At 62.2% G+C, this 14248-nt stretch carries 14 protein-coding genes; 6 read left to right on the forward strand and 8 right to left on the reverse strand.

The window, feature by feature from the left end; genetic code table 11:
- Positions 1-21: 21 nt before the first annotated feature.
- The 6 genes from GGD53_RS03380 to GGD53_RS03405 all read right to left on the reverse strand — a co-directional run bounded on the left by GGD53_RS03380 (position 22) and on the right by GGD53_RS03405 (position 6089).
- Positions 22-1101 (reverse strand): ABC transporter ATP-binding protein, encoded by a 1080-nt coding sequence (locus GGD53_RS03380; protein WP_184453592.1) that lies wholly within the window; start codon positions 1099-1101, stop codon positions 22-24.
- Positions 1098-2027, reverse strand: coding sequence for a PfkB family carbohydrate kinase (locus GGD53_RS03385; protein WP_184453594.1), 930 nt, complete (start codon positions 2025-2027; stop codon positions 1098-1100). Before GGD53_RS03385 ends, GGD53_RS03380 begins: the two co-directional genes overlap by 4 nt.
- A complete protein-coding gene (locus tag GGD53_RS03390; protein ID WP_184453596.1) occupies positions 2028-3050 on the reverse strand; it encodes an SIS domain-containing protein in 1023 nt (340 codons plus the stop codon). It abuts the gene before it with no gap.
- Entirely contained in the window at positions 3047-3892 is an 846-nt protein-coding gene (locus tag GGD53_RS03395) for a carbohydrate ABC transporter permease (RefSeq protein ID WP_184453598.1), read from the reverse strand. The genes GGD53_RS03390 and GGD53_RS03395 overlap by 4 nt, the downstream gene beginning before the upstream one ends.
- Entirely contained in the window at positions 3892-4776 is an 885-nt protein-coding gene (locus tag GGD53_RS03400) for a carbohydrate ABC transporter permease (RefSeq protein WP_184454299.1), read from the reverse strand. The genes GGD53_RS03395 and GGD53_RS03400 overlap by 1 nt, the downstream gene beginning before the upstream one ends.
- Before the next feature lie 74 nt (positions 4777-4850).
- A complete protein-coding gene (locus tag GGD53_RS03405) occupies positions 4851-6089 on the reverse strand; it encodes an extracellular solute-binding protein (RefSeq protein ID WP_184453600.1) in 1239 nt (412 codons plus the stop codon).
- Positions 6090-6315: 226 nt separating this feature from the next.
- Here GGD53_RS03405 and GGD53_RS03410 point away from each other — a divergent pair, with 226 nt between their 5' ends.
- The 5 genes from GGD53_RS03410 (at position 6316) to GGD53_RS03430 (ending at position 12295) form a co-directional block, all read left to right on the forward strand.
- Entirely contained in the window at positions 6316-7521 is a 1206-nt protein-coding gene (locus GGD53_RS03410) for an ROK family transcriptional regulator (RefSeq protein ID WP_184453602.1), read from the forward strand.
- Between the two features lie 362 nt (positions 7522-7883).
- Positions 7884-9239, forward strand: coding sequence for an extracellular solute-binding protein (locus tag GGD53_RS03415; RefSeq protein WP_184453604.1), 1356 nt, complete (start codon positions 7884-7886; stop codon positions 9237-9239).
- A gap of 124 nt (positions 9240-9363) precedes the next feature.
- Complete coding sequence (locus GGD53_RS03420) at positions 9364-10248, forward strand: carbohydrate ABC transporter permease (RefSeq protein WP_184453606.1); 885 nt, start codon at positions 9364-9366, stop codon at positions 10246-10248.
- A 10-nt stretch (positions 10249-10258) separates the two neighbouring features.
- Positions 10259-11173 carry an ABC transporter permease subunit gene (locus GGD53_RS03425; protein ID WP_184453608.1) on the forward strand — a complete coding sequence of 305 codons (915 nt, stop codon included), beginning with the start codon at positions 10259-10261 and terminating at the stop codon, positions 11171-11173.
- 12 nt (positions 11174-11185) lie between these two features.
- Complete coding sequence (locus tag GGD53_RS03430) at positions 11186-12295, forward strand: sn-glycerol-3-phosphate ABC transporter ATP-binding protein UgpC (RefSeq protein ID WP_184453610.1); 1110 nt, start codon at positions 11186-11188, stop codon at positions 12293-12295.
- A 6-nt stretch (positions 12296-12301) separates the two neighbouring features.
- Here the strand turns inward: GGD53_RS03430 and GGD53_RS03435 are convergent, their stop codons facing one another.
- Positions 12302-12775: a cupin domain-containing protein gene (locus tag GGD53_RS03435; RefSeq protein WP_184453611.1), complete on the reverse strand. Its 474-nt coding sequence runs from the start codon at positions 12773-12775 to the stop codon at positions 12302-12304.
- Between the two features lie 91 nt (positions 12776-12866).
- Here GGD53_RS03435 and GGD53_RS03440 point away from each other — a divergent pair, with 91 nt between their 5' ends.
- Positions 12867-13400 carry a hypothetical protein gene (locus GGD53_RS03440; RefSeq protein WP_184453613.1) on the forward strand — a complete coding sequence of 178 codons (534 nt, stop codon included), beginning with the start codon at positions 12867-12869 and terminating at the stop codon, positions 13398-13400.
- Here GGD53_RS03440 and GGD53_RS03445 read toward each other — a convergent pair.
- Positions 13397-14167 (reverse strand): TIM barrel protein, encoded by a 771-nt coding sequence (locus GGD53_RS03445; RefSeq protein WP_097600701.1) that lies wholly within the window; start codon positions 14165-14167, stop codon positions 13397-13399. The genes GGD53_RS03440 and GGD53_RS03445 overlap by 4 nt on opposite strands.
- Positions 14168-14248: the final 81 nt, after the last annotated feature.

Consider the following 14248-nt stretch of genomic DNA (forward strand, 5'->3'; position numbering starts at 1 on the left):
GCGAGCGATCGGTTGACCGCACTATTCCCCGCGGAGGCAACTGAGACCGGTTTGCGCATCGAAGAGATGCATCGCCTCCTCGTCAAAGAAGAGCGTGAGTTTTTCGCCGTCGCGGACCGGGGTGCGCGGCGGCAGGCAGGCCATCAGCCGTTGGTTTCCCGCGAGGGCGGTGACGACGAGTTCCGGACCGGTCAACTCCGCAACCTCCACGGTTGCCTCGAGCGAAGCCCCGGATCCACCCGTGCGAAGCGCCTCGGGGCGGATGCCGAGGACGACATCACGGATATTGCCGGCGGCATTGCGAAAACGGGCGGGCAGGGGCAGGCTGGCATCCGAGTTTGAAAGCGCCAGACGGCCGCCACGCACCGTCGCCTTAAGCAGGTTCATTGGCGGCGCACCGACGAAGGTGGCGACATAGAGCGTCGCCGGACTGTTGTAGATCTCCTCCGGTGTGCCCAACTGCTCGATGCGGCCGTCGCGCATGACGGCGATGCGGCTTGCAAGCGTCATCGCCTCGATCTGGTCATGGGTGACATAGACCACCGTTGTCTTCAGCATCTGGTGCAGCCGCTTAATCTCAGTGCGCATTTCCATGCGCAGCTTGGCGTCGAGATTGGAGAGCGGCTCGTCGAAGAGGAACACCTCCGGCTTGCGCACCAGCGCCCGTCCGATCGCGACGCGTTGTCGCTGACCGCCGGAAAGCTGGCTCGGCTTGCGATCGAGCAGATTTTCGATCTGCAGGAGCTTTGCCGCATCGCGCACGGCCCTGTCGCGCTCCGTCGCCGGAACTTTGCGCATTTCCAGGCCGAAGCCGATGTTCCTGTGCACCGTCAGATTGGGATAGAGCGCATAGGATTGAAAGACCATGGCGATGTCGCGGTCCTTCGGATGCACGCGGAGCACCGAGCGGCGGCCGATCCTGACGTCACCGCTCGTCGCCTCGGCAAGGCCGGCGATGATGTTCAAGAGCGTTGACTTGCCGCAGCCGGAGGAACCGAGCAGCACGAGGAATTCGCCGCTTTCCAGGGAAATATCGATGCCCTTCAGCGTCTCGACGTCGCCATAGGTCTTGCGGATATTTTCGATATCGAGCGCGCTCATGGCTGCGGCTCCTGAGGAGAGATCGGATTGCCATAGCTGCGGGGAAGGGTGGAGATGGCGCGCGAGGCGACCTCGGTTCCCGCTCTCAGGCAAGATATCAAAGGCTCGTCCTTTGCCAGCGCTGCGAGGAAGGCGGCATTGAAGACGTCGCCGGCGCCGATGGTATCGACCACCGTCACAATAGGCGCAATCACCGAAACCAGTTGGCCGTCAGGTCTGATCGCGATTGCGCCCTCAGGGCCGCGTTTGACGACGACGATCGCACCTTGCGGCATATGCGAGCTGATGTGCCGGGCGGCTTCGATCGGATCGGCGATGCCGGCAAGCGTCGTCGTCTCGACCTCGTTGAGCAGTGCGATGCGGCTGCGGGAAAGCCAGGCGCGTGTCGCAGCGCAATTCTCGTCCGTCCAGCCGTCGAGCGGCCAGCCGGTGTCGAGGGCGACGGCGATGTCATGGCTCTCGGCCCAGTCGAAGAAGGCTTCATATTGGCGGGTCAGATCGTCGGTCAGGAAGCCGCCGCAGAGAAGTGCGTAACCGCCGCGCAGCCTTGCGCCGTCGATGACGGCGAAGACATCGGCCAGGCTGAAGCGCGGCAGGTGGCCCCGCGTCGTGAAGAAGGTGCGCTCGCCGTCAGGATGGGTGATGCCGACGGAGAGGGTCGTTTGTTCAGGGCGCACGGGCCACTTTTCGGAACGATGGCCGAAGGCTTCGGCCAGCCAGCGGCCGAACTGGTCGCTGCCGATATTGGCGGCGATCTCGAAGTCGACGCCGAGCGCCTGCCAGGCGAGCGCGCTGTTGCCGGCCGATCCGCCGACCCTGAGCTCGTCATGGTCGACGATGATCTCGGTGCCGGCTTTCGGCCAGGGAGCAGCCGGTCCGAGGATCAGGTCGACGTTGACGTTGCCGATGACTGCAAGCGGCCGCATTCATTCGCTCCGGGTAATCTTGGTTGAACGGACCGGCGTTCCGGCATTCTCGACGCGGGTTTCGGCAAAGGCGATCATCAGCCGCTGCGCAACCGGCAGCATGGCGAAGATCGCGGCAAGGCCCGTTGCCGGGGAGAAACGGATCGTCATCGCGCCAGCGACCGCAGCTTCCGTGGATGAATCGAACAGGATGACCGGAGCGCCGGTCTCGACGGCGGACACCGCCATTGCCGTCACCAGGCCGGCGGTTTCATCCTGACCGCGGAACAGCACGACGCCGATCTTCGGCCCGAGCATCTCCATCGGACCGTGGCGGAGCTGACCGCCCTCCAAAGAAAAGCACGGACGGCGCGACAGCTCCGTTAATCCAAGCGCCAATGCTTCGGCAACGCCTTGCAGGCGGCGGCCCGAGGTGACGACAGTCGCAACATTTTCAAGCGTGGCGAGGGCGGCGGCGATGTCGCGGTCTTCAGGCGCCTTGAGCACGGCAAGAGCTGCCGCGGGATCTTCGCCAAGGGCGGAAAGGATGGCCAGATGCAGGGCGAAGGTCACCGTCAGGCTGCGGGTAGCTGCGAAGGCGAGTTCCGTGCCGCCAGCGCCGATCAGGGATGGGGCAGTTCTGGCGAGGAAGGAGCCGGCTTCGAGCGTCAAGCCGAAGGTTTCCTCCGTTCCGCCGGTCTCGTTGAACCAGCGTAGCACTTCGGCGCTTTCACCGGACTGCGAGGTGACGAAGATCGTCCTGCCGGCGATCGGCAGCGGCTGGCCGAGCTGTTCGGACAGTGGCAGGGCAACGGCGTCGATGCCAAGACCACGGTAGAGCGGCTCGACAGCGCGGTTGACCGCATGCGAGCCGCCCATGCCGATCAGGAGCAGGCGGCCAGTTTTCTCAAGCGAGGCGGCGGCTCTTGCCGCCATCGGCCCCGCCGATTCATAGGAGGCGATCGCATCGGCATGCTGGCGGGCCATTTCGCGGTCGATCGCCGCAAGCCCGGCCGGCCGGTTTCTTTCTGTGGTCATGTTCATCCCTTGACGCCGCCGCTGGTAAGCCCCGAAATCAGGGCGCGTTGCATGACGAGACCGATCAGCACCGGGGGCAGGGCGGCGAGCACTCCTGCCGTGGCGATCAGCCCGTAATCGGAGACGCGGCCGCCGGCGAGATCGGCGATGGCGACGGTCAGCGTCTTGGCGCGCTGGTCCGAGGTGAAGAGCAGCGCATAGAAGAATTCATCCCAGGCCAGCAGGAATGCGAAGAGGCTCGAGGTCGCGACCACGGGGGCGGCGAGCGGCAGCGTGATGATCCGGAGCGTCTGGAACAGGCCGGCGCCGTCGATCATCGCCGCCGATTCGATCTCGCGCGGGATGGAATCGAAGCCGGATTTCATCAGCCAGGTGGTGAAGGGGGCCAGGATCGTCAAATAGACGAGGGCGAGGCCGAAGACGTTGTTCAGCATGCCGAGATGGGAGAGGCCCATATAGAGCGGTACGGCGAGCGCCACCGGCGGCAGCATGTAGGTGGCGATCACCATCGACAGCGACCAGCCGACGGAAGGCGTGCGCGACACGGCCCAACCGGCCGGAATGGCGAGCGCGATGGCGGCGATCGTCGCCATGCCCGCCACCTCGATGCTGTTGCGCAGCGATGAGGTAAAGGCAGCGCCGGCGCTGTTTTCAAGCGTCGACAGCAGAAGCTGGTATCGCGAGAAATCGACGGCCTGCGGCCACCAGCGCAGCGGCTTTGCTGCGAGATCTGCAGCCGGCGCGATGCTCATGATGAAAAGCCAGAGGATCGGCGCCAGGATGACGGCGGCAAGCAGTAGGGCGCAGAGGTGAATGAAGGCTGAGAAGAGCGGGCTCCGGCGTTCCATCAGGCGGCACTCCCGGCGGTCTTGCGGACAAGAGCCGCGTAGCCTGCGGCCAGCAGCGTCACCAGCAGCGTGACGATCAGGGCGAGCGATGCGCCCGAGCCGGCGCGCTGGAAGGAGAAGGCCTCCTGATAGACCAGGATCGACAGCGTGCGTGTGCTGTTGGCCGGGCCGCCACGGGTCATGACCCAGATGATGTCGAATACCTTGAAGGCTTCGATCGTGCGCAGCACCAGTGCCACCATCAGCGGGCCGGCGAGATAGGGCAGGATGACGAAGCGGAAACGGGCGAAAGGGCCGGCGCCGTCGACGAGCGAGGCGGCGGTGATGTCGCGCGGCACGGCCTGGAGTGCTGCGAGCGCGATCAGCGCCACTAAGGGAAAATTCTTCCAGCAGTCGGCGACGATGAGGGCGGCGAGCGCCGTGCCCGGTTCGCCGAGCCAAGAGCGATAGGCGTCGAGCAGGCCGAGTTGCATCAGCGCGGCGTTCAGCGCGCCATATTCGGGATTGTAGATCAGCCGCCACAGCGTGGCGTTGACGACGGTCGGCAGCGCCCAGGGTAGGATCATCAGGGCGCGCAACGCGGTGCGGCCACGGAATTGCTGGTTCAGCAGCAGAGCCGCAAGAACGCCGATCACCATTTCGGCGGCGACCGAGACGATCGCGAACCATGCGGTGGTGATCAGGGTGCGCTGGAAATTCGAGCCGGAAAGCATCTTCACGTAATTGTCGATGCCGACGAAGCTGCCCTCGGTGCCGACGAGCTTGGCATCGGTGAAGGAGAGGCCGACGGTATCGACCAGAGGCCAGCCGATCACCGAGATCATCACCACGAGAAGCGGCAGCATCAGAAGCCACGCGCGGGTTGTCAGCCAAGTGCCCGACATCGAGGCGACCCTTTTCATTCATAGGTTCTGGATGCCGGGCGACGACGGGCGCCGCCCGGGGTTTCATGCCGGGCTCAGAGACCGCTGTTTTCGGCGGCGGACTTCAATGCATCCTCGGGAGTGGACTGGCCAAGCAACGATTCCTGGATCGCCTGCTGCAGCGCGGTCGACAGCTCCTGATATTTCGGGGTCGTCGGGCGTGGATACATGGCGGCAAGGCCGACCTTGGCGGCGGAGATCAGCTCTTCCTGGCCTTTGGTGACATTCGGGTCATCGTAAGAGGATGCCCAGATCGGCAGGCTGAGCTTGGCATAGGCATTCTGTGTCGCCTGCGAGGTCATGAAGGCGATGTACTTCCAGGCCTCGTCGGGATGCTTGCTGGCGGTGGTGATGCCGAGGCCCATCGAGCCGTTGACGGCGGAAGCCTCGCTCTTGCCGGCAACACCCGGTGCCGGCACGACGCCGACCTTGCCAGCGACCTTGCTGTCCTTCGGATCGTTGGCCATGTTGTACATGTAGGTCCAGTTCAGCGCGAAGGCGGCGTCGCCGTTCTGGAAGACCTTACGGACGTCTTCTTCCAGAAATTCCTTGGAGTTCGGGTTCGTCAGGCCCGATGTATAGCTCGCGACCATGTATTTCAGCGCGTCGAGACCGCCGCCGGTCTGGAAGGCCGGCTTGCCGCCTTTCAGGAAATCGCCGCCATAGGCGCTGACGAGCGTGGTGTAGTCGCAGATGGCGGCTTCGGCCTGCGACCAGCTCCAGGAGATCGGCGTGGCGAGCAGGCCCTTGTCCTTGATGGTCTTTGCCTGCTCGGCCAGTTCGTCCCAGGTCTTCGGCGGCGCCTTGATGCCGGCCTTCTCCAGGATCTCCTTGTTGTAGAACAGGTATTTGGTGTCGAGGATCCACGGCATGCCGTAATATTTGCCGTCATACTGCACAGTGGTCCAGGCGCCCGGCAATACGCCCTTCTTCATCTCGTCGGTAATGCGCGAGGAGACGTCGACCAGCACCTTGTTGGTGGCGTATTCGGCCGGCCAAATGACGTCGAAGAGGACGACGTCATATCCGCCGCCGGAACCCTGGGCCAGCACCGTCTTATCGTGCAGGCCTTCATAGGGGACGAATTCGAGATTGACCTTGATATCGGGGTTCGCCTTGACGAAGGCATCGGTCATAGCGCGCACATCGGCTTCGCTGTAAGCGGCCTGCGCCATGAAAAGTGCGTTCAGCATCGTTTCGGCGAAAGCATGCGGAGCAAAGGATGCGCCGATCAAGGCCGCACCCAGAAGCGTCTTGTTGAGAGATTTCAGCATTGCAGCCTCCAGTTTTTGAAATTTACGCATGGCCGAGGGCGGTTTGGCCGCCATCGGTTTTCGAGAAGGCACGCGTGAAAAAACGTGCCGGGTTATCATCTCGGAGCGTCGGTGGAGGCCCTTGTGGCCTCCTGCGTTCCCTGGAACTCTCCGGTCCCTCATTAAGTCAAATGTATTGACTTATTACTTCGCCAACATTCTACTGGAGTCAAGAGGCAATTGACACATGAACGACATCAGGCCGATCCGAGCCAAGAGCGGCACCAATCACGAAGGCACCAGCGCCCATAACCGGCGTGTGATGATCGATGCCTTGAGGATCAACGGTGCGCTCTCGCGCGCCGATCTGGCACGGGCGACGCGGCTGACCAAGCAGACGGTGTCGAATATCATCGAGGAACTCGAGCGCGATGGTCTCGTCGGTTCGCGGGAGGCTGTGCGCAAGGGCAGGGGCCAGCCCTCGACGCCTTATGTCTTGGTGCCCGAAGGTGCTTTCGCGATCGGCCTGCAGATCGACCGGCATGTGACGCGGGCGGTCGCCGTCGACCTCGTCGGCAGCGTTTTGGTACGCGCAGAAACCGGGCTGCCGCCCGGAGGTCCGTCGACGGGAACAAAGGTCATTCTCAATCTCGTCGCCGGCGTTCGTTCCAGGCTTGCCGGTATCGTGCAGCAGTCGGAAAAACGGCTGGTCGGCCTCGGCGCCGCAATGCCTGGCCCGTTCGGCATGGAAGGCAGCGGCGACGATCCCTGGATGATGGAGGCTTGGCAGAAGTTCCCGCTTCTGGAAACGCTGAGCGACGGTACCGGCCTCAATGTCGGCCTTCAGAACGATGCGGCGGCGGCTGCGACCGCCGAGCGCATGGTGGGAGCCGCCCACGGCATCGACCATGCCGTCTGTCTGTTCGTCGGCTACGGCATCGGCGCCGGCCTGATCCTCAACGGCGAGCTCTATCGCGGCGCCAACGGCAACGCCGGCGAGATCGGCATGGCGCTGCTCTTTGCCGACGGCAAAACGACGCCGCTCGAACACCGCGCCTCGCTCGCCTCGCTCTACCAGCACCTATCGGCCGATCCGGCCGATCCCGATCTCCATGCGCGCATCAACGACCTCGCCTCCAGAGGGGATCCAAGCATCGAGGCCTGGATCAAGGCGGCGGCTGCCGATCTGCGCTGGAGTATCCATCTCATCGAAACGGTTTTCGATCCGCAGACGGTGATCCTCTGCGGCAGCGCGCCAGAAGCGCTGGTGAACAGGCTGATTGCGGCGATCGGGCCACTGCTGCCCTCGGTCGCCGAAAGGCGCGGCCGGATGCTGCCACGGCTGCAGCCCGGCATGGCCGATTCCTGGTCGGTGGCGCTCGGGGCGGCCGCCGGACCGATCAGCCGTGCATTCGATCCGCGCTTTGCTGCAATTTTGAAGGATTCCCAGTAATTTTAGGGCTGAAACTGGGCGTTGCACAGCAGTGCAACGGCAAAAAAGCGTATGTTTTTGCAAGTTTCATTGTTTTGGCTGGCACGAATAACGATGCTCTCCTATAGTATAAATAAATGTTACATTCTCGCAAAATTGACGGTTATTCGAATATAAATGCGTATGTCCGGCAATATATTTGCGGAAGTTGGAAATAATCTTTAAATATTTCTGTGGCTGCCGTGAATAACGATTGCATGTCACTTTTGTGACGACTAGATTTGCAACATTTCATGTCATGTAATATTCATTGGCAGCGGCAATTTGAACCAGCTAAATGGGCGTGCGCTTAAAACGCGCCCCTTTCTACGTTGGAGGTTCTCATGCAAGCCAAGCTTCTCGGCGCCGTTGGCGCCCTTCTCGCCACAGCGTTTCTTGCTGGGCCCGCTGCCGCCGCCGAAAAGACCAAGATTGATTTCTGGTTCGGCAATTCCGGTGATATCGCCAAGCGTGTCCAGGAACAGTGCGATCGCTTCAACCAGTCACAGGGCGATTACGAAGTCGTCTGCACCAGCCAGGGCAGCTATGACGCCTCCCTGCAGAACACGATTGCCGCCTTCCGCGCCGGCAAGCAGCCGACAATCGCCCAGGTTTCCGACGCCGGCACGCTCGACATCATGCTTTCCGGCGCCTTCTACCCGGCAAACCAGCTGATGACCGACATGGGCTACACGGTCGACTGGAAAGACTATTTCTCCGGCATCGCAAACTATTATGCGACGTCGAAGGGCGAGATGTACTCCTTCCCCTTCAACTCGTCGACCGCTCTGCTCTATTGGAACAAGGACGCCTTCGCCAAGATCGGCAAGGACCATGCACCGGCCACCTGGCAGGAAGCCGGTGAAGATTTCAAGGCTCTGAAGGACGCCGGCTACGCTTGCCCGCTCGCCTTCGATATCTCCAACAACGAAGTCTGGCAGTACATCGAGCAGTTCGAAGCCGTCAACGGCGAAGCGATCGCGACGAAGAAGAACGGTTTCGAAGGTCTCGACGCCGAGCTGGTGTTCAACAAGAACCCGCTTCTCGTCAGCTACATCAGGGACCTCAAGTCCTGGTACGACAACAAGCTCGCCGTCATCAAGAACAAGACCGTTGGCCAGACCTTCGTCGAAGCCTTTGCTGCCGGCGACTGCCAGGTCATCCTGACCTCCGTCGGCGACCATGGCAATATCGGCCGTACCGCCAAGCAGGGCATGAACTGGGGCGTTTCGATGCTCCCGACCTACGGCAATGCAACCCGTCACAGCTCCTTCGTCGGCGGTGCTTCGCTCTGGGTCTTGAAGGGTCACACCGACGCCGAATACAAGGCGGCCGCTGCCTTCTTTAACTTCATCGCCAAGCCGGAAGAAGCTCTGACCTGGTCGACCGTCACCGGTTATATCCCGGTTCGTAACTCCGGCTTCGAATATCTGAAGAAGCAGGGCTTCTACGACAAGGCTCCATACGTCGGCCGCGAGCTCGCCATCCAGAGCCTGACCGCATCGCCAGCTGATGATACGGCTCCGCACGGCATCCGCCTCGGCGGCCTGCTGCAGGTTCGCACCGAGATCGCCAACAGCCTGCAGGCGATCTTCGTCAACAACGCCGACGTCCAGGCTTCGCTCGACGGCGCTGCCGATCGCGGCAACCAGCTGCTGCGCCGCTTCCAGCAGACCTACAAGAACGTTCAGCTTCCCTGATCAATCGATATGAGCCGCCCCCGGTCCACCTTGCGGACCGGGGGCGTCCTTATACATTCATACCGGCTGCGGAGGCGAAGTCGTCGCCCGCGCCTAAACCAAACCGGGGCGAAAACGACCACCCATGGAAAAGCGTGTCACTTTCTCCTCGACGACGATCGGCATCCTTTTCGCATTCCCGATGCTGCTGCTGATCTTCGTCTTCTTCTATTGGCCGAGCGCGCAGGCGCTTTATTGGGCGTTCACGCTCGAACAGCCATGGGGCGGCGGCAATGCCTGGGTTGGTTTCGACAATTTCAAGCAATTGCTCACCGACCCGATCTATTGGGAATCGATCAGCCGCAGCATGGTTTTCGCCTTTAGCTCGACGATCATTGCCATGGGGTTTGCGCTCATCCTGGCGCTTTTGACGGATCGTGAACTGCGCGGCCACAAAATCTATCGGTCGGTCTTCATCTGGCCCTATGCGATCGCTGCTCCCGCTCTCGGCCTCGCCTTCCGCTTCATTCTGGCGCCGGAGGCCGGCCTCCTGTCTGTTATCAATCACGTATGGCCCGGCCTCTGGAACCCGGCGCTCGATGGCAAGGACGCGATGATCGCTGTCATCATCGCCTTTTCGTGGAAATATATCGGCTATAATTTCATCTTCTTCCTCTCGGCTCTCCAAGGCATCCCGCGTTCGCTGATCGAGGCCGCGGCCATGGACGGCTCGGGGCCGCTGCGCCGCATGTGGGACCTCCAGCTGCCACTCTTGACGCCGACCTTGTTTTTCCTGCTCGTCATCAACATCACCGAAAGCTTCCAGGATTCCTTCGGTATCGTTGACGTCATGACGCAGGGCGGACCGGCACGGGCGACGGAGCTCATGGTCTACAAGATCTATTTCGACGGCTTCAGGGGGCTCGATTATTCGGGCGCCGCCGCCCAGTCGATCATCCTGATGGCGCTCGTCGTCCTTCTCACCGTCTTCCAGTTCCGCTTCATTGAGCGGCGGGTGCACTACAAGTGAGGTCGCTGACATGATCGAACGCACGCCGATATTCAACTTCGTCTGCTATACGCTTCTGGCGCTCGGCATGGTGATCGCGCTTCTGCCTTTCGTCATCGTCATCATCGCATCGACGCTCGATCTGGAAACGGTCAATCGTGTGCCGTTGCCGCTGATGCCGAGCTCACATTTTTGGGAAAACGCAAAAGAAGCTTGGATTCGCGCCGATCTCGGCAACAAGCTGATCCATAGCATCATCTTCGCCACGTCGGTCGCCACCGGCAAGGTCATCCTTTCTGCGATGGCGGCCTTCTCGATCGTCTATTTCCGCTTCCGCGGCCGGCATCTGATCTTCTGGATCATCTTCATCACGCTGATGCTGCCGCTCGAAGTCCGCATCGTGCCGACCTATTCGATCGCGGCCAATGCGCTGGCGCCGTTCCAGGCGATCCTCGACGTCACGGGAATTACCGCACTTGTCGCCTGGGTGTCCGGCATCCAGATCAAGCTCGAATGGGGCTTGCTGAATTCTTACACCGGCCTGGTGGCGCCGCTCGTCGCCACCGCGACCGGGACCTTCCTCTATCGCCAGTTCTACCTGACCGTCCCCGACGAGCTCGCCGAGGCCACGAAGATGGACGGGGCAGGCGCCGTCCGCTTCTTCGTCGATATATTGCTGCCGCTGTCGCGGTCGAACATGATCGCGCTGTTCACCATCATGTTCGTCTGGGCCTGGAACCAGTATCTCTGGCCGCTGCTCGTCACCACCGATCCGAATTTCGGCATTGCGGTGACGCAGCTCAAGACCCTCATCCCGTCCGAATTCGGCCTGCCCGACTGGAACGTCGCCATGGCCGGAACCCTGATCATCATGTCGCCGCCGCTGCTGCTCGTCATCCTGATGCAGCGTTGGTTCGTGCGCGGCCTTATCTCCACCGAGAAGTGAAGGAACAGTCCTGTGGCACAGATCTCAATCCGTGATGTGAAGAAGAGCTACGGCAAGCATCCCGTCGTTCACGGCGTCGACCTGGAGATACAGTCCGGCGAATTCATCGTCATCCTCGGCCCCTCCGGCTGCGGCAAGTCCACGCTGCTGCGCATGATCGCCGGCCTCGAGGAAATCAGCGGCGGCGAAATCGCCATCGATGGCCGCGTCGTCAACCAGCTGGAGCCGCGCGAGCGCGGCTGCGCCATGGTGTTCCAGAACTATGCGCTCTATCCGCATATGACGGTCGCTGAGAATATCGGCTATGCCTTGAAAGTGGCAGGTGTCTCGAAGGCTGAGCGTAGCCGGCGCATCTCCGAGGTCGCCAAGGCGCTCAGCCTCGAGCCGTTCCTCGATCGCCGCCCGGCCGCGTTGTCCGGCGGCCAGCGCCAGCGCGTCGCCATGGGCCGTGCGATGATCCGCGAGCCGAAGGTGTTCCTCTTCGACGAGCCGCTGTCGAACCTCGACGCGAAACTGCGTATTGCCATGCGCGCCGAAATCCGCCGCCTTCACCGCCGCCTCGGCGCCACCTCGATCTTCGTCACGCATGACCAGACCGAGGCGATGACGCTGGCCGACCGGCTGGTGGTGATGAACGGCGGCAGGGTGGAGCAGGTCGGCACGCCGGAAGAGGTCTATCATCATCCGGTCTCGCGCTTCGTCGCCGGTTTTGTCGGCACGCCGGCGATGAACCTTCTCGAAGGCACGATCAACGACGAGGGCGTCTTCGTCTACGACCAGAGCCGCAAGATCGCGCTGCCGCGCGAACGCGCCGCGCCGCTGAAGGGCAAACGCGTCGTGCTCGGCATGCGCGCCGAGGCGGCCCGGTTGGTGGCTCCGGATGCGCCCGGCGCATTGGTGGCAACGGCCGATTTCATCGAAGAGCTCGGCGCAAGCCGCGTCGTTCATGCCGATTTCGACGGGCTGCCCTTTGCCGTGGCGCTGACCGAGGCCGTGACCGTGAAATCAGGGGATCCGATCGGTATCGCGATCGATCACAATGCGATCCACCTCTATGCCGCCGATACCGGCCGGATCATCGAAAATCCGGCGGTGAACAGCGCCGGCGCCGTTCACGCCTGAGCGGCGTCAGCGATGGATGGGATCGATCCAGACGACGTCTTCCGGTTTCTCGACCGGTTCGATATCTAAGTTGACGACGACCGGTTCCTGGCCTGAGCGAAAGAGCACGCATTCCAGCGTCTCGTCGCGGCTGGCATTGATCTCCTGGTGCGGCACATAGGGCGGAACATAGATGAAGTCGCCGGGGCCGGCTTCGGCGGTATATTCCAGATGCTCCCCCCAGCGCATGCGGGCCTTGCCCTTGACGACGTAGATGATGCTTTCGAGATCGCCGTGATGGTGGGCTCCGGTTTTCGCATTGGCATGGATCGTCACCGTGCCGGCCCAGATTTTCTCTGCGCCGGCACGGGCATGGTTGATCGCGGTCGCGCGGTTCATGCCCGGGGTCTGCGCGGTGTTCGGGTCGAGCGAATTGCCGGGAATGACCTTGACGCCGTGTTCGCGCCAGTCGATGTGAGAATGCTGGTGGTCGCCGCTCATGCCTAGCCTCCGCCTTGATTGAATCAGTCTAGGCGGGACTACCGCGACGGCCAAGCGGATTTACCTTGAAGCAGCAGAAAGAGCGGAGCCGATGAGCCACCTCCCGCAGATCGATTACGACACCGCTTCGCCTGAGGTTCGCGCGGCGCATGATGAAGAAATCAGACTGCGCGGACGCATGACCAACATGAAGCGGACGCTCCTCCATTCGCCGGTCGCCCATCGCATCTATGCCGAATGGTTTACGCTGCGGGCCGAGCTCGATCCTGTCATCAGCGACCGCGAGATCTGGATCTTCTCGCATGCGATCTCGAAGGCGGCGAAATCGAAGATTGCCATCACCTTCTTTCGCAGGGCGCTGATCAACAAGGGGTTTGATCCCGATGCTATGGAATTTTCCGAAGCGGAGGCGCTCCTCGATGCCTTCGGCAGGGCTGTTGTCGCCGATTCAAACGCCGTTCCGGCCGAGCTCTGGGAAAGGCTGAAAGAACGCTACGAAACCAAGGCGCTCGTCGATCTCGTCGCCTTCGCCGGCATCATGCTGGCGACCGCTGTCTTCAACAATGTCGTCGAGGTCGAATTCGACCTGGAGCTTGAGGCCTTCGCAGAAGGCACCGGCTCCTAGCCGTTTAGCGAGGCGATCGCGGCTTTGACCGCGTCCGCACCGGCCCTCGTTGGCCGGTATTCAAGGCCGACGGCGCCGTCATAGCCGTTGGCGAAGATCCAGTTGAGGCGATGGGCGAGGTCGATGCCGCCGGAGCCCGGTTCGTTGCGGCCGGGATGATCGGCGACATGGACGTGGAAAACACGGTCGAGGCGGCCGTCCAGCACGTCTTCGGTGCGTTCGTCCATCACGGCGGAATGGTAGATGTCGTAGACGATGCCGATCTCGGGGCGGCCGACGTCATCGACGATGTCGAGGCCTTCGCGGGTCGAATCGAGGAAGTAGCCGATATGGTCGATACGGATATTGAGAGGTTCTACGCCGAGCCGCACGCCGCTCCCTTCCAGGATATCGGCGCCTGATTTCAGGGTGTCGGTGAGGGCCACGCGCTGTTCATCACGGCTGAAGCCGGCGAGATCGTCGCCGGCCTGGGCGATCAGCACCGGCGCGCCGAGGCGTTTGGCGACTGCGACGGATTCCGCAAGGCCCGCCAGCCAGGCCTGCCGGTTGGCGGCATCGGTCAGTGCGATCATCGGCTCGGCTACGAGGCTGGTGACGGCAAGGCCGGTTTCCTTCAGCGCTGTCTCGATCGCATCCAGATCCTTGTCGGTCCAGCGCCAGAATTCGATCGCCGTCAGGCCGCCGGCATGGGCGCGGCGGATGCGGTCGGCAAAGCTGTCGCCCTCTTCGGCAAACAGCCATTCTATGCAGGCCGAATAACGTCGCATGAAAATTCCTCCCGGTGCGGATGCAGGCTGCGACAGAACGGAGCCTGCCGCAAGAGGCGTTTGGGTGCTTGACGCAAGGAT

This window comes from Rhizobium aethiopicum (genome assembly GCF_014197535.1).
Taxonomy (GTDB): Bacteria; Pseudomonadota; Alphaproteobacteria; order Rhizobiales; family Rhizobiaceae; genus Rhizobium; species Rhizobium aethiopicum_A.